This window comes from Rhodoligotrophos appendicifer (assembly GCF_007474605.1).
Classification (GTDB): Bacteria; Pseudomonadota; Alphaproteobacteria; order Rhizobiales; family Im1; genus Rhodoligotrophos; species Rhodoligotrophos appendicifer.
In genome coordinates this window covers 458,402-477,092 of sequence record NZ_VHKL01000003.1, presented here as the reverse complement: position 1 = coordinate 477,092, position 18,691 = coordinate 458,402, and the positions used below count along the sequence as shown (strand labels likewise).

Sequence of the window (18,691 nt, the reverse complement as noted above, 5' to 3'; positions counted from 1 at the left end):
CTGCGGAGCCAGCGGTGGGGTTCAGTAGACGAGGGCTTCCCGGATGGGCGTGCCGGTGCGGATGCGGTCATAGCCGAGGGGGCTCAGGTCGAGGGAGGTGTAGCGGCCGTTGAGGATCCATTCGGCGATGCCGCGACCGGTGGCGGGAGAATGCATGACGCCGTGGCCGGAAAAGCCGGTGGCGAAGAGGAAGTTGGCGAGGTCGGGATGCGGGCCGACGACGCCATTGTGGTCGAGGAGGTTCATCTCATAATGGCCCGCCCAGGCGCTCACCATGCGCAATTCCTCCAGAGCGGGGATGCGATGGGCCAGGGCCGGCCAGACCTTGTCCTCGAAGAGGTTGAAATCGGGCTCGAAATCATCGCCGGGATGCGGGTCGTTCTCGGGATCGGGCGGTGCGCTGCAGATGAAGCGGTCGCCTTCCGGGCGGATCGCCACGCCGGTCGAATCGAAGATGAAGGGCATGCCCTTGTTGCTCAAGGGCGCCTGGATGACGAACATGGTGCGCTTGCGCGGCTCGACGGGCAACTCGCAGCCGGCGAGGGCGGCGACCTGGCCGCCGGCGGGGCCTGCGGCGTTCACCGCCATCGCGCAGGACCAGACGGCGCCGGAGGCGGTGCGGACCGCCGTCACGCGATCGCCGGCGACATCGATGCCGGTGACCTCCTGATCACAATAAACGACCCCCAGCTTGCGGGCCTCGCGGCGCAGGATGCGGAGCAGCATATAGGCGTCGAACCAGCCCTCGCCGGACAGGCCCAGCGTGGCGCCGACCAGGTCCTCGGTGTTGAGCCAGGGAAAGCGCTGGGCGAGATCGGGAGCGTCGAGCCAGGCGATGTCGGAGCCGAGGCTGACGAAGGTCTTGTGACAGGCGCGCAGGGCGTCGGCGCGGGCGGCGTCGGCGACGAGCAGATAGCCGCCGCGGAACATGCCGATGTCGCCGTCATCGCCGAAGCGCTCGGGAAGGCTCTCCAGGAAGCCGTAGGAGAATTGCGACATCTGGGTGCTGACGGTGGTGGTGAATTGCTGGCGAATGGAGGCTGCCGAGCGCGCCGTGGAGGCGAATTGGTAGGAGGGGTCCTTCTCGAAGACGGTGACGGTGCCGTCATAGCCCAGTTCGCGCAGGAAAAACGCTACCGCCGAGCCGATCACACCCCCGCCAATGATGGCGATCTCCGTATGCTGCGTCACCATCCGTCCCTCATCCGCCACGTCCGCCGACATCCATGCTCAAGCCACGGCCAAATGCAATCACCCATTGGTCATGCGCGTTACAAGCGGCGCAAGAATGGATCGGGGATCCGCAAGAACGGATCTGGGATGAGCACGGCGAGGGCCGATCGGGCCATGATCGCGCAGGGCCAGGGGCTGCGTCACTGCGCTATCGTGTCCTGCGAGGGCCACGCGGAAGGGTTTTCGGCCGAGGGGGCCGGGCCCGCTGCCGGCGCCAGAGACCGCCGGCAGCGCATGCTCGATGCAAAAAACACCGCAGGCTCGGCAAAAGCAACCTTGCGAGGCATCCGAAATTCGAACATATGTTAGACAAATAAGGACACCGCCAGGGATGGATATCGCGCCCGAACTTCCGCTATAGAAGGAGACGGGAGCGACGAGATCAGGCTCAATGCAACAGGGTGACATGACCGACACATTGCAGCGCGCACCCGGTGCTCTCACCGGGCTGAAGGTCATCGACCTGACGCAGATGCTCGCCGGGCCGTTCTGCACCATGATGCTGGGCGACCAAGGTGCCACGGTCATCAAGATCGAGCCCCTGGACGGAGAGCCGACACGGCTGTTCGGACCCTTTGCGGCTGATGATCAGCTGAAGTCCTTCGGCGGCTATTTCCAGAGCGTCAACCGCAACAAGCTCAGCGTGGCGCTCGACCTGAAGCATGCGCAGGGGCGGGAGGTCTTCCTGCGGCTGGTCCAGGAGGCGGATGTGGTCGTCGAGAATTTCCGCGCCGGCGTCATGGACCGGCTGGGGATCGGCTACGAGACGCTCGCCGCCACGAATCGCAAACTCGTCTATGCCGCCCTTCGCGGGTTCGGCGATCCGCGCAGCGGCGCGAGCCCCTATGTGGACTGGCCCGCCTTCGACGTGGTCGCCCAGGCCATGGGCGGGATCATCGGCATCACCGGGCCCGACGCGGACACGCCGCTCAAGATCGGACCGGGGGTCGGCGACCTGGTGCCGGCCATGATGAGCGCCTTCGCGATCCTGGCGGCGGTGCGGCATGCGGACAAGACGGGGGAGGGCCAGTTCGTGGACCTCGCCATGTATGACAGCATGCTCGCTTTGTGCGAGCGGATCATCTACCAGCATTCCTATGCCGGCCAGGTGCCGGGGCCGGAGGGCAACGGGCATCCGCTGCTGTGCCCCTTCGGGCTGTTCCCGGCCAGCGACGGATGGGTGACCATCGCGTGCCCGCGGGAGAATTTCTGGCTGCTGCTGACGGAGATCATGGGCCAGCCCGAGCTCGGGCGCGATCCCCGCTACGGCTCGAACGAAGCACGCACCGCCCGGAAGGGCGAGGTCGTCGCCCTGGTCTCAGAGTGGAGCGCGCGCCGCAGCAAGGCCGAGATCCAGTCCCTGCTCGGCGGGCGCGTGCCCTTCGGGCCGGTCAACACCGTCGCCGACATTCTCGCCGATCCGCATGTGGCCGCCCGCAGCATGGTGGCGGAGGTCGACCATCCCGGTTCGGCGCACCGCTACAGCATCGCCAATTCGCCGATCCGGATGTCGAAAACCTTTTCCGGGGTCCAGACGCGCTCGCCGCTGACGGGCGAACATACCGATGCCGTGCTGGCGGAGGCCGGATATAAACCCTCGGACATCGAAACACTTCGCGCGGCCTGCGCGATCGCCTGAGACCCTAAGACAAGGAAGATCACCCATGAGACCCATGCGCCTGCGCCGCTGCCAGCTCGCCGTCCCCGGCAGCAATCCGAAAATGATGGCGAAAGCCGCAGGCCTCGGGGTCGACCACGTGTTCCTGGACCTCGAAGACGCCGTCGCCCCCAATGCCAAGGTGGCGGCGCGGGGCAGCATCATCGAGGCCCTGTCGACCCACAACTGGGGGCGGACGACGCGCTGCGTGCGGATCAACGACCTCGAGACGCAATATGCCTATGAGGACGTGATCTCCGTCGTGGAAGGTGCGCATGAGCATCTCGACACGATCATGGTGCCGAAAGTCAAAAACGGCCGCGACGTCGCCTGGGTCGATATCCTGCTGAGCCAGATCGAGCGCAAGCTCGGCCTGACGAAGAAGATCGGCATCGAGGTGCTGATCGAGGAGGCGGAGGCGCTGATGCGGGTGGACGAGATCGCCGCAAGCTCGCCCCGGCTGGAGGCCATGATCTTCGGGATGGGCGATTACTCCGCCTCGCAGGGGATCGACGAGGCGGCCCTGTTCGGCGACAGCGGCTATCCCGGCGACATTTGGCATTATGCCCGCAACAAGATCGTGGTCGCTGCGCGCGCCAACGGCATCCAGGCCGTGGACGGGCCGTTCCCGAATTTCCGCGACAGCGACTATTTCCGCCTGGAATGCGAGCGCGCCCTGAAGCTGGGCTGCGTCGGCAAATGGGCGATCCATCCCTCCCAGGTCGAGATCGCCCGCAGCATCTTCTCCCCCGATCCGGCCGATGTGAAGCGCGCTTATGAGGGCCGGGAAGCCTATGAAGAGGCCAAGCGGCAGGGGCTCGGCGCGGTGCAGGTCGAAGGCCGCATGGTGGACGCGGCAACCGTCCGGCTGCTGCAGAGAACCATCGACCGGGCCGAACAAATCTCCGCTGCGGAGGGGTCCAGATAGCTCTGGATCGTCGCGAAAAAACGAACTATCGTTAGAACAATATCGCGTTTAAAAATCAGAAATCATCCAGGGACGGCAATGACCCAAGAGCGCAGTATGGACGGCAAGGTCGTGGTCGTGACCGGCGGCGGCCGAGGACTCGGGCGGGCGATCTCGCTCATGATGGCGCAGCATGGCGCCGCCGTGGTGGTCAACGACTTCGGCGTCTCGCTGCGAGGCGATGCGGAAGGCGACAATCCGGCCGACGAGGTCGTGGCCGAGATCAAGGCCGCGGGCGGGGAGGCGGTCGCCAATTTCGACACGGTGGCGGAGTGGGATGCCGCCCACAATATCATCGACACCGCCATCAAGGCCTTCGGACGCATCGACTGCGTCGTCAACAATGCCGGCATCCTGCGCGACAAGATCTTCTTCAAGATGACGCCCGAAGACTGGGACGCGGTCATCAAGGTGCATCTCTACGGCGCCTTCAATGTCAGCCGGGCCGCAGCCGACCACTTCAAGGAGCAAGAGAGCGGCGCCATCGTCAGCATGACCTCGAATTCCGGGCTGGTGGGGAATTTCGGCCAAGCGAACTACTCCGCCGCCAAGCTCGGGATCGTCGCCCTGTCGAAGTCCATGGCGCTGGACCTGAAGCGCTTCAACGTGCGCTCCAATTGCATCTCGCCCTTCGCCTGGAGCCGGATGATCGGATCGATCCCGAACACGCCGGAACAGGAGCAGCGCATCGCCCGGGCGCGCGAGCTGACGCCGGAAAAGGTCGCCCCGCTCGCCATCTTCCTGGGCAGCGATGCAGCCCGCGACGTGACCGGACAGATCTTCACGGTGCGCGGCAACGAGGTCTTCCTCATGAGCCAGCCGCGGCCCATGCGCTCCATTCACCGCTCCGAGGGCTGGACGCCCAAGAGCCTCGCCGAACACATGCTGCCGGCTCTGCGGCCGAGCTTCGTGCCGCTGGACGTGTCGGCGGACGTGTTCTGCTGGGATGCTCCATGAGCTCGGGCTACCGACGCTATGACGAGGTCGCCATAGGAGACCGGTTTCCCGAGACGCCGGCCCGGTATGCGGTGACCCCGGAGGCGATCGCGGCGTTCCGGGTGGCGACGCAGGATTCCGCCCAAAGCGAGTTCGCGCCCGCCTTGCTGGCGGCGGTCTATGGGCGGCCGGCGCAAAACGCGCTGAAGGGCCCGCCCGGCGGCGTCCATGCCAAGCAGAGCTTCCGCTTTCTGCAGCCGGTGAAGGCAGGCGACGTCCTGGAGACGCAGCTCGAAGTGGTCGACAAATATGAGAAGAAGGGCCGGCGCTATCTGGTCTCCGAGACCGTCACGCGCAACCAGCAGGGCACACTGGTGACGCGCGGCCGGATCACGAGCATCTGGGGGCAGGAATGACCCTCCCGGACCTGAAGCAGGACCTGCCAAGCCGGCGCTTTGCGGTCTTGCAGGCCGATATCGATCGCTATGCCGAGGCCTCGGGCGACCGCAATCCGCTGCATCTCGATCCCGATTTCGCAGCGACCACGCCTTTCGGGCGGACCATCGCCCATGGGATGATGACATTGGCCTTTCTCTCCCAGGTGCTGGGCGCCGAGATCGGCGAGGCCTGGCTGCAGGGAGGGGATCTCGATGTGGCCTTTCTCGGGCCGGTGTTTCCGGGCGACGAGGTGCTGGTGACCTGCCGCAGCATCGCCGCGGACGATGCGGCCGCCATCGCCGCGGACGATGCCGTCATCGCCGCGTGGGAGGTGGAGTGCCGCGTCGGCGAACGGGCCGTGCTGGGGGGCAAGGCCCGCCTGCTGGCCGCAGAGACAAAAACCGAGCTGGAGACTGCCTCATGAGCCGACGCGAAGCCGTCATCGTCGGGGTCGCCGACACGCCCCTGGAAAAGGGGGTCGTTCCCGGGGGCGCCTCTGTGCTGCAGGTGCAGGCGCGGGCGGCGAAGGCTGCCCTCGACGATGCCGGCCTCAGCATGGGCGACGTGGACGGGCTGCTCACCGCCGGCCTGTGGGGTATCCCCGGTGCGGGGCAGCTGCCGACGGTGACGCTCAGCGAATATTTCGGGATCGCACCAAGGTTCACGGATTCCACGAATATCGGGGGGTCGGCCTTCGAATCCCATGTGGGGCACGCGGCGATGGCGATCGAGCGCGGGGTCTGCGAGGTGGCGCTGATCACCTATGGCAGCACCCAGCGCAGCGAGCGCAGCCGTTCGCTCGCCGGGCGGCCCGCGAGCCTGACCATGCAGTTCGAAGTGCCCTGGGGCCTGCCGACGCCGGTGGGCGGCTATGCACTGGCCGCCATGCGCCATTTCCACGAATTCGGCACCACGCGCGAACAGCTCGCGGAGATCGCCGTGGCCGCCCGCGGCTGGGCGCAGATGAACCCGGCGGCGACCGCGCGCGATCCCCTCACGGTCGCCGACGTCCTGGCCAGTCCGCGGGTGTCGGATCCGCTCGGCATCCTGGATTGCTGCCTCGTCACCGATGGCGGCGGTGCCGTGGTGATGACGACGGCCGAGCATGCGCGCCATCTGGGCCGGACTCCCATCCATGTGCGCGGCTTCGGCGAGGCGCATACCCATTGGACGATCGGCGCCATGCCGGACCTCACGCATCTGACCGCCGCCGCCATGGCCGGGCGCAATGCCCTGGAGATGGCGGGGATGACCCATGACCAGATCGATGTGGTGGAGGTCTATGACAGCTTCACCATCACCGTGCTGATGACGCTGGAGGCCCTGGGCTTCTGCAAGCGCGGCGAGGGCGGGGCCTTCGTCTCGGACGGGCGGATCGCGCCGGGGGGTGCGTTCCCCATGAACACCAATGGCGGCGGGCTCTCCTATGCCCATCCCGGCATGTACGGGATCTTCCTGCTGATCGAGGCGGTGCGGCAGCTCCGGGGAGAATGCTGCGACCGCCAAGTGGCCGATGCCGCGACCGCCCTGGTGCATGGCACCGGCGGTACGCTGTCGAGCGGGGCCACCTGCATCTTATCGAGGAGCTGACGATGTATGAAAAGCCGCTGCCCGTCGTCGATCCCGGAACCGAACCCTATTGGTCGGCCCTGCGCGACAATAAGCTGATGCTCAAGCATTGCCGGGCCTGCAACCAGGCGCATTTCTATCCGCGCGAGCTGTGCCCGCATTGCTTTTCCGACGATCTCGACTGGATCGAGGCCAGCGGCAAGGGGGTGATCTACAGCTATACGATCGCGCGCCGGCCGGCCGGGCCCGCCTTCAAGGCGGATGCGCCCTATGTGGTGGCGCTTATCGATCTGGCGGAGGGGCCGCGGATGATGACGAACATCGTGACCGACGATGTCGAGGCGGTTCGGATCGGCGATCCGGTGGAGGTCGCCTTCGAAGCGGTGACCGAGGAGATCACGTTGCCCAAGTTCACGCCCCTGGCACGTTAGGACGGATCGCCCATGGACTTCACCCTGCCGGAAGAAGCGGTCGCGATCGGGGAGAGCCTGATCAAGTTCATCGACCGGGAGGTCGTGCCCCTGGAAGAGGCCCATCGCGACCTGCTCGGCAATGAGCGGCGACTGTTCACCGAAGATGGCCGGTTCGCGCCGGAGGTCCTGGCCCTGCGGAAGACCGTGCGGATGCGGTCGGCTGAGGAGGGCTTCTATACGATGTTCGGCTCCGAGGCGCTCGGCGGCGGCGGATTGGGGCCGATCGAGGCGGTCTATCTGCAAGAATTGATTAATGCGCGCTACGGCCCGGACCGGCCGCTGATCCAGACCTTCGTCATCCCTTCGCCCTTCACCAACGGCCTGACGCCGCTGCTGCAATGGCTCCAGCCGGAGACGCTCGACCTCTATCGCGACGGGATCGCCAGCGGCGAGAAGACCCTGTGCTTCGGCCTGAGCGAGCCGGATGCCGGATCGGATGTCTTTGGGATGCGGTCGCGGGCCGTGCGGGACGGCGACGACTGGGTGCTCACCGGCACCAAGCAGTGGATCACGAATGCGCCGTACGCGGATTACGCCATGGTCTTTGCCGTGACCGATCCGGATGCCGCGGCGGCGCGGAAGGGCGGCATCACCGGGTTCTTCCTGCGCACGGACCAAGCCGGGTTCTCGGTGCCGAGCACAATCCCGGTGATGGGCCATCTCGGCGCCGAGATCGGGATCATCGCCCTGGAGGGCGTGCGGGTCGCCGACAGCCATCGGATGGGTGCTGTGGGCGAGGGGCTGAAGGTCGCCATGTCGGGCGTGAACACCGGCCGGCTGGGCATGGCCGGGTCCTGCGTCGGGCTCGCCCGCTGGGCGCTGGAGGCAGCCCTCGACTATGCCAAGACGCGGAAGACCTTCGGCAAGCCGATCGCGGAGCATCAGGCGATCCAGCTGCATCTCGCAGACTGCGCCATGGACATCTATGCCGCCCGCAGCATGGTGCAGAACTGCGCCTGGCAGGTCGCCACGGGCAAACGGGCGGTGAAGGAAATCTCCATGGTGAAGGCGTTCTCAACCGAGATGCTGAACCGGGTGATGGACCGCTGCATCCAGGTGCATGGGGCCATGGGCCTGACCAACGAACTGCGCCTCGAAGCTGGATACCGGTTCGCCCGGGTGATGCGGATCCCGGACGGAACCGGCGAGATCCAGCGGCGCACCATCGCGCAACGGCTGCTCGCGGGCGATGTGGACTTCTGAGCCGCATGAACCCCGCCCTGGACAGCACGGCGTATGAGGGCCGCACCGACCTGACAAGGGCGCTGGCGGAGCGCGCAGCGGCCTGGCGGTTCGAGGATCTCAGCGCGGATGTCCGCCGCCTGGCGAAGCACTGCGTGCTGGACTGGCTGGGCGTGACCCTGGCCGCCGCCGCCGATCCGCTGGTCACGATGGTGATCGCGGCGGAACGGCCGCAGGGGGGCCCGGCCGGGCTAATCGGACATCCGCTCAGCGCCACGGCCGGACAGGCGGCGCTGATCAATGGCAGCGCGTCCCATGCGCTCGATTATGACGACGTCAACCTCGCGATCCTGGGCCATCCGACGGTCGCCATCCTGCCGGGGCTGATCGCACTGGCGCAGGAGCGCCGCCTGTCGGGCGCGCATGTGATGACCGCCTTCGTCGCCGGCTACGACACCGCCTGCCGGGTGGGCCAAACCGTCATGCCCGACCATTACGAAGGGGGCTTCCATGCGACGGCGACCCTGGGTGTGTTCGGGGGAGCGGCTGCGGCCTGCCGGCTCCTCGATCTCGACGGATCGGCGACCGTCCGCGCGCTGGGGATCGCCGCCACCACTGCGGCGGGGCTTAAATCCATGTTCGGGACCATGTGCAAGCCCCTGCATGCAGGCCGCGCCGCACAGGCCGCGGTGCTCGCCGCACAGCTGGCCGAGGCGGGCTTCACCAGCAATGAACAGGCGATCGAATGCGCGCAAGGGTTCGCTGCGACCCATAGTGCGCGCTTCGATCCCGCCGCCGCATGGCGCGAGCCCGCATCGGGCGCCTTCATCCTGGACACGCTCTTCAAGTTCCACGCAGCCTGCTACCTGACCCATTCGACGATCGAGGCCGCGACGGCGCTGCGGGAGAGGCATGGCCTCGCCCTCGACCAGATTCAGGCGGTGACCGTCACCGTGCATCCGGCCTGTGACAAGGTCTGCAACATCGCCGAACCGGCAACCGGCCTCGAGGCGAAGTTCAGCCTCAGGCTCGCCGCCGCCATGGGACTGGCGGGACGCGACACGGCAGCACTCGACAGTTTCAGCGACGAGGTCGCCACCGCCGCCGCCCTGTGCCGCCTGCGCGACCGGGTGAGCGTCGGCTTTTCGCAGGGCAGGCCGACCACCCATGCGGAGATGTCGGTCACGCTGCAGGATGGGCGCGTCGTCTCCGCCGAATCTGATTCCGGCCTGCCCGAGCGCGACCTCGATGCGCAGGACCGCAAACTCAACGCCAAGTTCATGGGCCTCGCCGTGCCGATCCTGGGGGCGGAGCGCGCCCAGGCCCTGGCGGCGGCGGTCGATGATCTCGACTGTCTGCCCGATCTCAACGCCCTGGTGGCGCTCTGCGCCCCCGGCCCCCGTCTCCAAGGAACATAGACCGTGAGCCTGATGACCGAAGAACGCCGCATGATCAAGGAGGCGGCTCGCCAGTTCACCATGGCCGAGGTGCTGCCGGTGGCGAACCGCCTCGATCCGGAGCGCGGCGAGATCCCCATGGACTTGCGCGACAAGATGTCGGAGATGGGCTATTTCGGCATTCTCATCCCGGAAGAGGATGGCGGGCTCGGTCTCGGCTGCTTCGAATATTGCCTGGTGGCAGAGGAGCTGGCGCGGGGCTGGATGAGCGTCGCCAGTCTGATCGCCCGGGGCAACGGCCTGCTCAGCATGGACACCGCCATGACGCCCGAGCAGCGCAAGCGCATCCTGCCCAAGATGGCGGCGGGGGAATGTCTCGGCGCTTTTTCGCTGTCGGAGCCCGATACCGGCTCGGACGTCTCGAGCCTCTCCTGCCGCGCCGAAAAGGATGGCGACGACTGGCTGCTGACGGGGAACAAATACTGGTGCACCTTCGCCGATGGGGCGGATTTCATCCTGGTCATGGCGCGGACCGACCAGACGGTGCCGGACAATAAGCGCCACCAGGGGATCAGCGCCTTCATGGTGGAGAAGCCGCGGGGCGAGCTGCCGGAGAACGTCTCGGGCGCCACCATCCCCAAGATCGGCTATCACGGCTGGAAGACCTGGGAGCTTGCCTTTGACGGCTGCCGGGTGCCGGCTGCGAACATGATCGGGGAGGAGGGCAAGGCCTTCTACATGCTCTCCCACGGCCTCGAAAAGGCGCGCGCGCATACGGCGGCGCGCTCCATCGGGCTTGCCCAGGGCGCCCTGGAGGATGCGACCGCCTATGCCCAGGAGCGGCGCCAGTTCGGCAAGGCGATCGGCGAATTCCAGGCGATCCGCTTCAAGCTCGCGACCATGGCCACGGAAATCGAGGCGGCGCGGCAATTGCTCTATTATGTCTGCAGCGAGATCGACGGACATCGGCGCTGCGACAAGGAGGCGGCCATGGTGAAGCTGTTCGCCAGCGAAATGTCGGAGCGGGTGTGCAGCGAGGCGCTGCAGGTGTTCGGCGGGGCGGGCTATACCACGCTGAATGCGGTCGAGCGCTACTGGCGCGACGCGCGCCTCACCAAGATCTTCGAGGGAACCTCCGAGATCCAGCTGAGGATCATCTCCGACCATCTGCTCGGCCGGCAACGCGACACGAAAGGCTGACCGTGGCAGGCATCCTCGACGGCATCCGGGTCCTGGATTTCGGTCGGTATCTCGCCGGGCCCTATTGCGCGGCGCTGCTGGGCGATTTCGGCGCCGAGGTGATCCGCATCGACAAGATCGGCGGCAGCGAGGACCGCTTCGTCATGCCGGTGGCCGAGGACGGCTCGGGCAGCATGTATCTGCAGGTCAACCGCAACAAGCGATCGATGACCCTCGATCCGACGACCGCGGCCGGGCGGGACGTCACAAGGCGCCTGGTCGAGACGGCGGATGTGGTGGTGGCCAATCTGCCGGCCCGGGCACTGGCCAATCTGGGGCTCGATTATGCGACGCTGTCGGCCATCAAGCCGGACATCATCCTGACCACGGCGTCGGTCTTCGGATCGGGCGGGCCCAAGGCCGAGCGCATCGGCTTCGATGGCATCGCGCAGGCGGTGAGCGGTGCCATCTCCATGTCCGGCCGGCCGGGCGATCCGTTGAAGCCGAATGTCTCCTATGTGGATTTCGGCACGGCGCTGGCCTGCGCCTGCGGCACGCTCGCGGCCCTCATCGAACGGCAGAAGACCGGCAAGGGCCAGGTGGTCGAAGGCTCGCTGGTGGGGACGGCGTATACGTTTCTCAGCACCATGCTGGTGGAGCAGTCGGCCCTGCAGCTCGACCGGCAGGCGACCGCCAACCGCAATCCGTTCTGCGGGCCGTCGGATGTGTTCAAGACCTTGGACGGCTGGATCATCGTGCAGGTCATCGGGCCGCAGCTGTTCAAGCGCTGGACGCGGCTGATGGGCCGCGAGGAGCTGCTCGCCGACCCGCGCTTTGCGACGGACGAGCTGCGGGGCGACAATGGCGCCGTGCTGAGCGCGATCATGGGCGAATGGTGCAGCGGGCGGACCCGCGACGAGGCCTTGGGGCTGCTGGATGCGGTGAACATTCCGGCCGGGCCGGTGAACTCGCCGCGCGAGGCCCTGGACGATCCCCATGTGCGGGCCAATGGCCTGCTGCAGGCGGCGGATTATCCCGGCGTGGCGGAGGAGACAGTCATCGTCGGGACGCCGGTGCGGCTATCGCGAACCCCGGGGGTCGTCGCGACGGGCGCCCCGATCTTGGGGGCCCATACGGAGGTGATCCTGGAGGAGCTGGGATTCTCGCCGGAGGACGTCGCGGAGCTGCGGCGGAACGGGACGGTCTAGGGCACAGCGAGAGGTGCCGGGTCAGGCCCGGGACGACAGAGGCGTTCTCAGCTGGGGACGCGCTTGCGCTGGCGGGTGGGGGCGGCGAGGCGCACCGGCTCCCGTTCGGCCGGCAGTTCCCGCGGAAACGCCCCGCCCTGGAGAAAGCCGCCCAAAGCCATGCGCACGAAGTGATCGGCGACATAGTCGATGGGCTTCTTCTTGGGATCGAACCATTCGATCGACCAATTGATCGCGCCCACGACATAGACGCGGCAGAGGCTGACATCGATCGTCGGATCGATGAAACCGTCCTTCTGCGCCTCGATGAACATGGACTGCCAATAGCCGGCGAATTCCTCGCGCAGCCTGATATGCTTGTTGCGGACCTTGGCGGGGATCTGGGAGAAGACATGACGGCTGGCGATGGCATAATCGCCGATGGCGATCATGGCCTGCAACTGCGCATGCATCGCCGTGGTGATGCGGTCGAGGCTGGTGGCCGAGGGCGGCAGGGCGTCCACCGCTCCAATGACGGTTGCACGCACGTCCTTGAGACCGATGTCGAGAATGGAATCGACCAGCATCTCCTTGGAGGAGAAATGATAATAGATGCTGCCGGCCTTCATGCGGCAGCGGCGGGCGATGTCGCGCATGGTGGTGCCGGTGTAGCCCTTGTCACGGAAGGAGCGCGCCGCGACCTTCATGATGCGCTCGCGCGTGACTTCGGCCTTGCCCAGCTTGACGGCGATCTTCTTGGTTTCTGTCTGCACATCCAGCTCGAACATCTGAGGCTGCACATTCCTGAACGCGGAAGGTCCAGGAGGCCCGGCGGACCCTTGCCGCGCCGGCTTCGACGCCAGATGCAGCATCGAGACCGGCCGTCGCAGGACCGCAAGTTCCGGACACTAACACCGTGCGCAGCAGTATCAAAGACGCTTGAATGACACCGAACGCGCCTTGACAGGGGAAGGCATTTCCGAACAAATGTTAGGCATAATAATGCTGCAGTCCGAATTAAGGATCAGCATCAAAGGGAAGCGCAATGGCAGAGACATACCAGGACATCATCGTCACCAGCGAAGACGGCGTCGTGACCGTCACGATCAACCGTCCGAAGGTCATGAACGCGATGCGCGCGGAGACCGTGGACGAGCTCATCGTGGCCATCGAGCAAGCCGGATGGGACAAGTCGGTGGGCGTGATCGTGCTGGCGGGTGCGGGCAAGGCCTTCTGCACCGGCGGCGACCAGAGCTCCCACGACGGCCAATATTCCGGGAGAGGCACGATCGGGCTGCCGATCGAGACGCTCCAGTCGCTCATCCGCGACGTGCCCAAGCCGGTCATCGCGAAAGTGCAGGGCTATGCCATCGGCGGCGGCAACGTGCTGGCGACGATCTGCGATCTCACCATCGCCAGCGAAAGTGCCATCTTCGGCCAGGTCGGACCGAAAGTGGGGTCGGTCGATCCGGGATTTGGAACCGCCTATCTGGCGCGGGTGGTGGGCGAGAAGAAGGCGCGCGAGATCTGGTATCTGTGCCGCCGCTATTCCGCCAAGGAGGCCCTCGAAATGGGGCTCATCAACCGGGTGGTGCCGGATGACCAGCTCGATGCGGAGGTCGCCAAATGGTGCGCCGAAATCATGGAGCGCAGCCCCTCGGCCATCGCCATCGCCAAGCGGTCGTTCAATGCCGACACCGAAAGCATCCGCGGCATCAGCTGGATGGGGATGCAGACGCTGTCCTATTACTACAATACGGATGAATCCCGGGAGGGCGTGAAGGCCTTCCTCGAAAAGCGCAAGCCGGAATTCCGCAAATATCACCGCTGAGGACGCGGCGCGCGACCGGGAGCCGGTCGCCGCTTCACTGTCTCGCGCTGCGCATGAATGACATGCTCCACGGAAGGGCCTGACCAGATGGCTGCAACCCGCGTCTACAACGACTCCTTCGGCTTCACCGACGAGCAATTGCTGACCTTGCCGACGGTGTTCAAGGAGGATCTCTTCGCCGGCCAGGTGATGCTGGTCTCCGGCGCCGGCAGCGGCCTGGGCAAGGCCATCGCCATCCTGTTCGCGCGCCTGGGCGGCAGCCTGGTGATCTGCGGCCGCGACGAAGCGAAGATCGAGAGCGCCGGAGAGCTGATGCGGGGGCTGGGCGGCGAGGTTCTGGTGCAGTCCATGAACATTCGCGATCCCGAGCAGGTGAATGCCCTCATCGACAAGGCCTGGGACCGGTTCGGGGCTTTGGACGTGGTGGTCAACAATGCCGGCGGGCAGTTTCCGCAAGCCGCCCTCGACTTCAAGGTCAAGGGCTGGAACGCCGTCATCGACACCAATCTCAACGGCACCTGGTACATGATGCAGGCCGCCGCACGGCGCTGGGTGGCGGAGGAAAAGCCCGGCTCGATCATCAATATCGTCGCCGACGTCTGGCGGGGATTGCCGGGACTTGCGCATTCCTGCGCGGCGCGGGCCGGGGTGATCTACCTGTCGAAATCCGTGGCCGTCGAATGGTCGCCCCACCATATCCGCGTGAACTGCGTGGCGCCGGGCTGCGTCGAGACGCCGGCCTTCGGCCTTTATCCGCCGGAAGGCACCGCCTCCTATTACGAGGCCAATCCCATGAAGCGGCCGGGCGACGTCCAGGACATCGCGGAGGCCTGCGCCTATCTGGCCGGCGGATCGGGCAAGTTCATCACCGGCGAGGTGATCAACGTCGATGGCGGCCAGCAGCTGTGGGGCGATCCATGGGGCACCGGACGTCCGGATTATTTCAAGCTTTAGACAACGGGTCGCGTCGCACCAGAACAACAAGCCGGCGATGCGTTCAGGGAGGTACACATGGACTTGCAGCCCTTCTTTTCACAAGACTATAGAGACCGGATGCGGGCGGGCGGCCACTGGCCGGACCTGACGCTCACGGAATGCCTCGACCGCGCGGTGGCAAAGCATCCGGACAAGGTCGCGATCCGCGACGTCAACAGCATGACCGAACAGCAGACGACGCTCACCTTCGCGGAGCTCGCAGACCGGGTGCGCCTCGTCGCGCTGGGACTGCATCGCCTCGGCGTGCGGCGCGGCGACGTCGTCTCCTATCAGCTGCCGAATTGGTGGGAATTCGCAGCGCTGCATCTCGCCTGCCTGCGCATCGGTGCGGTGACCAATCCGCTGATGCCGATCTTCCGCGAGCATGAGCTGAAATTCATGCTCGGCCTGGCGGAAGCGAAAGTCTTCGTGGTGCCCCGGATCTTCAGGGGCTTCGACTTTCCGGCCATGGCGGCCGATCTGCAGCGCGCGCTGCCCAGCCTCGAGCATGTGCTCGTGGTCGGCGGGGAGGGGGCCTCATCCTTCGAGGCCGCGCTGCTGGATCCGGCCATGCCGGGCGATGCGGATGCGCTGTTTGCCGCAAACAAGCCTGGGCCCGACGATATCGTCGAGCTGGTCTATACCTCCGGCACGACGGGCGAGCCTAAGGGCGCGATGCAGACGTCCAACGTCATGTTCAGCAATATCGTGGCCTATGCGGAACGGGCCGGCCTCACGGGAGACGACGTGCTGTTCATGGCCTCGCCCATGGCGCATCAGACGGGCTTCCTCTACGGCTTCATGATGGGGATCTATCTGGGTGCCACGACGGTCTATCAGGATGTGTGGAACCCAGCCCTGGCGGCGGATCTGATCGAGGCGGAGGGCGTCAATTTCACCATGGGCTCGACGCCGTTCCTGGCGGATCTGACCGACATGGCGGAGAAGCGGCCGGAGGCGATGAAGAGCCTGCGCGTCTTCGTGGCCGGGGGCGCCCCGATCCCGCGCGCCCTGGTGCGGCGCTCGATCGAAAAGCTGGGCGCGAAGGTGCTGTCCGGCTGGGGCATGACCGAGAATGGCGCCGTGACGGTCACGCCGCTGGACGCCCCGGAGGAAAAGGTGTTCGAGACCGACGGGCTGCCGCTGTCAGGCGTCACGCTGCGGATCCTGGATGCCGAGGGCAACGTCCTGCCGACAGGCGAGGAGGGCCGCCTCCAGGCCCAGGCCTGCAGCATGTTCGCAGGCTATTACAAGCGCGCCCATCTCAACGGCATCGATGAGGATAATTGGTTCGAGACCGGCGATCTCGCCCGGCTGGATGCGGATGGCTATGTGCGCATCACTGGACGCTCGAAGGACATCATCATCCGCGGCGGCGAAAACGTGCCGGTGGTGGAGGTGGAGAACCTGCTGTTCAAGCATCCCGACGTGCAGGAGGTGGCGATCGTCGGCATGCCCGACGAGCGGCTGGGGGAGCGCGCCTGCGCCTTCGTGGTGACGAAGGAGGCCAAGCCGATGACGCTGGCCGATGTGGTGGCGTTCCTGCAGGAGCAGAAATTGTCGCGCAACTACCTGCCGGAGCGGGTCGAGGTGCTGCCGGCCTTCCCGCGCACGCCCAGCGGCAAGATCCAGAAATTCAAGCTGCGCGAGATGGCCGCCTCGCTGAAGGACGTGTAAATGCCGAATGCCTTTGAGCAAATCCTGACCGATGAACAGCGTTCCTACCAAGAGGTCGCCGAGCGTTTCGCCGCCGAGCGGCTGGCGCCCGGCTACCAGGAGCGCGATGCCAGCGAAATGCTGGATCCCGGCATCATCCGCGAGATGGGAGCCCTTGGGCTGATCGGCTCCGACCTGCCGGAGGAGTTCGGCGGCCTGGGGCTCGACGGGTTCACGAATGGATTGCTGTTCGAGGCGATCGCCCATGCCGACATCAATGTGGGCTATCTGCAGCTCGTGGGCTCGCTCATGGGCAAGGTCATCGCCAAATTCGCCCATCCGGAGGTCTCGGCACAGTGGCTGCCGAAGATCATCGCCGGCGAAGCGGTGGTCGGCCTCGGGCTGACGGAGCCACGCGGCGGGTCGGATGCGGCAAACCTGATCCTGCGCGCACAGCGGGTGGGCGACGAGTACATCCTGGACGGCGAGAAGACCTCCATGTCGTTCTCCGACCAGGCGGACGGGGCGGTGGTCTTCGCCCGCACCGGAAAGGCCGATGACGGCGCGCGCGGCGTCAGCGGCTTCATGGTGCCGCTCGACCTGCCGGGCATCAAGCGCACCCGGTTCCGCGACGTCGGCACCAAATGCGTCGGGCGCGGCTCGGTCTTCTTCGACAGCGTTCGCATCCCCGCCAACCACCTGCTGGGCAGCGAGGGCGGCGGCTTTGTCCAGATCATGCAGGGCTTCGACTACAGCCGGGCGCTGATCGGGCTGCAATGCATGGGGGCCGCCCAGGCCTCGGTGGACGAGAGCTGGACCTATATCCAGGAGCGCGAGGCGTTCGGATCCCCGCTGGCGCGCTATCAAGGCGTGACATTCCCGCTGGCCGAGGCGGACACGATGCTGATGGCCTGCCGCCAGCTCTGCTACCACACGCTCAGGCTCCGCGACCTCGGCAAGGAGCACACGGCGGAGGCGGCCATGTGCAAATGGCTGGGACCGAAGACCGCCGTCGACGTGATCCACCAATGCCTGCTGACCCATGGCCATTACGGCTACACCATGGACATGGCGCATCAGCAGCGGCTGCGCGACGTGATGGGCCTGGAGATCGGCGACGGGACGGCGCAGATCATGAAGATGATCGTGGCGCGGCGGCGCATCGGATCGATCGCAGCTCAACACCAGACGAGGCGCCAGGCATGAGCCCTGCACCGCTCACCGCGGAGGTGACGGACGGCGTCGGGCTCATCACCCTGGCGCGGCCGGACAAGCTGAACTGCCTCTCATCGGCCATGCTCGAAGGATTGGCGGCGGCCCTCGACAGGTTCGAGGCGGAGCCTGCGGTGCGGGCGATCCTCATCTGCGCCCAGGGCAAGCATTTCTGCGCCGGAGCCGATCTCGAAGAGGTGAAGGGGCTGCGGCAGGATCCCGTCGCGCTGGAGGCCTTCTTCCGGCGGGGCCATGAGCTGCTCTGCCGGTTCGAAGCCTCGGACCTGCCGGTGGTCGCCGCCGTGCAGGGGGCCTGTCTCGCCGGCGGGCTCGAACTGGTGCTCGCCAGCGACGTCGTGTTCGCAGCCGAGACGGCGAGTTTCGGCGACCAGCATGCCCAATATGGACTGTTTCCGGGGTGGGGTGCCACCCAGCGGCTGCCGCGACTGATCGGCATGCGGCGGGCCCTCGACCTCATGTTCACGGCGGGCCGGCTCGATGCGCGCAAGGCCGAGAGCTGGGGGCTGGTCAATCACGTGACCGATGCGGACAAGCTGCAGGCGGAGGCGATGGCCTATTGCGCCGGCTTCAGCCACCGCAGCCGGTCGGCCATCGCTGCCATGAAGCGGGTCTCCCGCACCGGCGCCGAGGGCACGCTGACGGACGGCCTGGAGAGCGAGATCAAGGCTGCCCTGACGCTGGTCATGGGCGATGATGTCGGCGAAGGGATCCGCGCGTTCGAAGACAGGCGTGCGCCGCAATTTGCGAAGTAAGGTGCAAAGCGCCAAGAAGGAGAATT

At 66.3% G+C, this 18,691-nt stretch carries 18 protein-coding genes; 16 read left to right on the top strand and 2 right to left on the bottom strand.

Annotation, left to right across the window (positions count from 1 at the left end):
- Positions 1–21: 21 nt before the first annotated feature.
- A complete protein-coding gene (locus FKM97_RS09250) occupies positions 22–1,224 on the bottom strand; it encodes an NAD(P)/FAD-dependent oxidoreductase (protein WP_246104997.1) in 1,203 nt (400 codons plus the stop codon).
- A gap of 415 nt (positions 1,225–1,639) precedes the next feature.
- Here FKM97_RS09250 and FKM97_RS09245 point away from each other — a divergent pair, with 415 nt between their 5' ends.
- The 11 genes from FKM97_RS09245 to FKM97_RS09195 all read left to right on the top strand — a co-directional run bounded on the left by FKM97_RS09245 (position 1,640) and on the right by FKM97_RS09195 (position 12,239).
- Entirely contained in the window at positions 1,640–2,872 is a 1,233-nt protein-coding gene (locus tag FKM97_RS09245) for a CaiB/BaiF CoA transferase family protein (protein ID WP_144292111.1), read from the top strand.
- A gap of 25 nt (positions 2,873–2,897) precedes the next feature.
- Positions 2,898–3,818 carry an HpcH/HpaI aldolase/citrate lyase family protein gene (locus FKM97_RS09240; RefSeq protein WP_205014843.1) on the top strand — a complete coding sequence of 307 codons (921 nt, stop codon included), beginning with the start codon at positions 2,898–2,900 and terminating at the stop codon, positions 3,816–3,818.
- 78 nt (positions 3,819–3,896) lie between these two features.
- Positions 3,897–4,814, top strand: a complete 918-nt coding sequence (locus FKM97_RS09235) for an SDR family NAD(P)-dependent oxidoreductase (RefSeq protein ID WP_144292110.1) — start codon at positions 3,897–3,899, stop codon at positions 4,812–4,814.
- Positions 4,811–5,209, top strand: a complete 399-nt coding sequence (locus tag FKM97_RS09230; protein WP_144292109.1) for a MaoC family dehydratase — start codon at positions 4,811–4,813, stop codon at positions 5,207–5,209. Before FKM97_RS09235 ends, FKM97_RS09230 begins: the two co-directional genes overlap by 4 nt.
- Complete coding sequence (locus FKM97_RS09225) at positions 5,206–5,655, top strand: MaoC family dehydratase (RefSeq protein WP_144292108.1); 450 nt, start codon at positions 5,206–5,208, stop codon at positions 5,653–5,655. The genes FKM97_RS09230 and FKM97_RS09225 overlap by 4 nt, the downstream gene beginning before the upstream one ends.
- Positions 5,652–6,821 (top strand): acetyl-CoA acetyltransferase, encoded by a 1,170-nt coding sequence (locus tag FKM97_RS09220; RefSeq protein WP_144292107.1) that lies wholly within the window; start codon positions 5,652–5,654, stop codon positions 6,819–6,821. The genes FKM97_RS09225 and FKM97_RS09220 overlap by 4 nt, the downstream gene beginning before the upstream one ends.
- A gap of 2 nt (positions 6,822–6,823) precedes the next feature.
- Complete coding sequence (locus FKM97_RS09215; protein ID WP_144292106.1) at positions 6,824–7,231, top strand: Zn-ribbon domain-containing OB-fold protein; 408 nt, start codon at positions 6,824–6,826, stop codon at positions 7,229–7,231.
- A 12-nt stretch (positions 7,232–7,243) separates the two neighbouring features.
- Complete coding sequence (locus FKM97_RS09210) at positions 7,244–8,476, top strand: acyl-CoA dehydrogenase family protein (protein ID WP_144292105.1); 1,233 nt, start codon at positions 7,244–7,246, stop codon at positions 8,474–8,476.
- A 5-nt stretch (positions 8,477–8,481) separates the two neighbouring features.
- Positions 8,482–9,873: an MmgE/PrpD family protein gene (locus tag FKM97_RS09205; RefSeq protein WP_144292104.1), complete on the top strand. Its 1,392-nt coding sequence runs from the start codon at positions 8,482–8,484 to the stop codon at positions 9,871–9,873.
- Positions 9,874–9,885: 12 nt separating this feature from the next.
- Positions 9,886–11,052 (top strand): acyl-CoA dehydrogenase family protein, encoded by a 1,167-nt coding sequence (locus FKM97_RS09200; RefSeq protein ID WP_205014864.1) that lies wholly within the window; start codon positions 9,886–9,888, stop codon positions 11,050–11,052.
- A 2-nt stretch (positions 11,053–11,054) separates the two neighbouring features.
- The gene (locus FKM97_RS09195; protein WP_144292102.1) at positions 11,055–12,239 is read left to right on the top strand and encodes a CaiB/BaiF CoA transferase family protein; all 1,185 of its coding nucleotides are present in this window, start codon (positions 11,055–11,057) and stop codon (positions 12,237–12,239) included.
- 47 nt (positions 12,240–12,286) lie between these two features.
- Here FKM97_RS09195 and FKM97_RS09190 read toward each other — a convergent pair whose 3' ends face one another.
- Entirely contained in the window at positions 12,287–13,006 is a 720-nt protein-coding gene (locus tag FKM97_RS09190; protein WP_170240829.1) for a TetR/AcrR family transcriptional regulator, read from the bottom strand.
- Between the two features lie 257 nt (positions 13,007–13,263).
- Here FKM97_RS09190 and FKM97_RS09185 point away from each other — a divergent pair, with 257 nt between their 5' ends.
- From FKM97_RS09185 to FKM97_RS09165, 5 genes are all read left to right on the top strand, one after another.
- Positions 13,264–14,049, top strand: a complete 786-nt coding sequence (locus FKM97_RS09185) for an enoyl-CoA hydratase-related protein (protein WP_144292100.1) — start codon at positions 13,264–13,266, stop codon at positions 14,047–14,049.
- 87 nt (positions 14,050–14,136) lie between these two features.
- On the top strand, positions 14,137–15,003 hold the full coding sequence (locus tag FKM97_RS09180; RefSeq protein ID WP_144292099.1) for an SDR family oxidoreductase: 867 nt from the start codon (positions 14,137–14,139) through the stop codon (positions 15,001–15,003).
- A 57-nt stretch (positions 15,004–15,060) separates the two neighbouring features.
- Positions 15,061–16,701, top strand: coding sequence for a cyclohexanecarboxylate-CoA ligase (locus FKM97_RS09175; RefSeq protein ID WP_144292098.1), 1,641 nt, complete (start codon positions 15,061–15,063; stop codon positions 16,699–16,701).
- Positions 16,702–17,886 carry an acyl-CoA dehydrogenase family protein gene (locus FKM97_RS09170; RefSeq protein WP_144292097.1) on the top strand — a complete coding sequence of 395 codons (1,185 nt, stop codon included), beginning with the start codon at positions 16,702–16,704 and terminating at the stop codon, positions 17,884–17,886.
- On the top strand, positions 17,883–18,665 hold the full coding sequence (locus FKM97_RS09165) for an enoyl-CoA hydratase/isomerase family protein (RefSeq protein WP_144292096.1): 783 nt from the start codon (positions 17,883–17,885) through the stop codon (positions 18,663–18,665). The genes FKM97_RS09170 and FKM97_RS09165 overlap by 4 nt, the downstream gene beginning before the upstream one ends.
- The last annotated feature ends 26 nt before the right edge of the window (positions 18,666–18,691 follow it).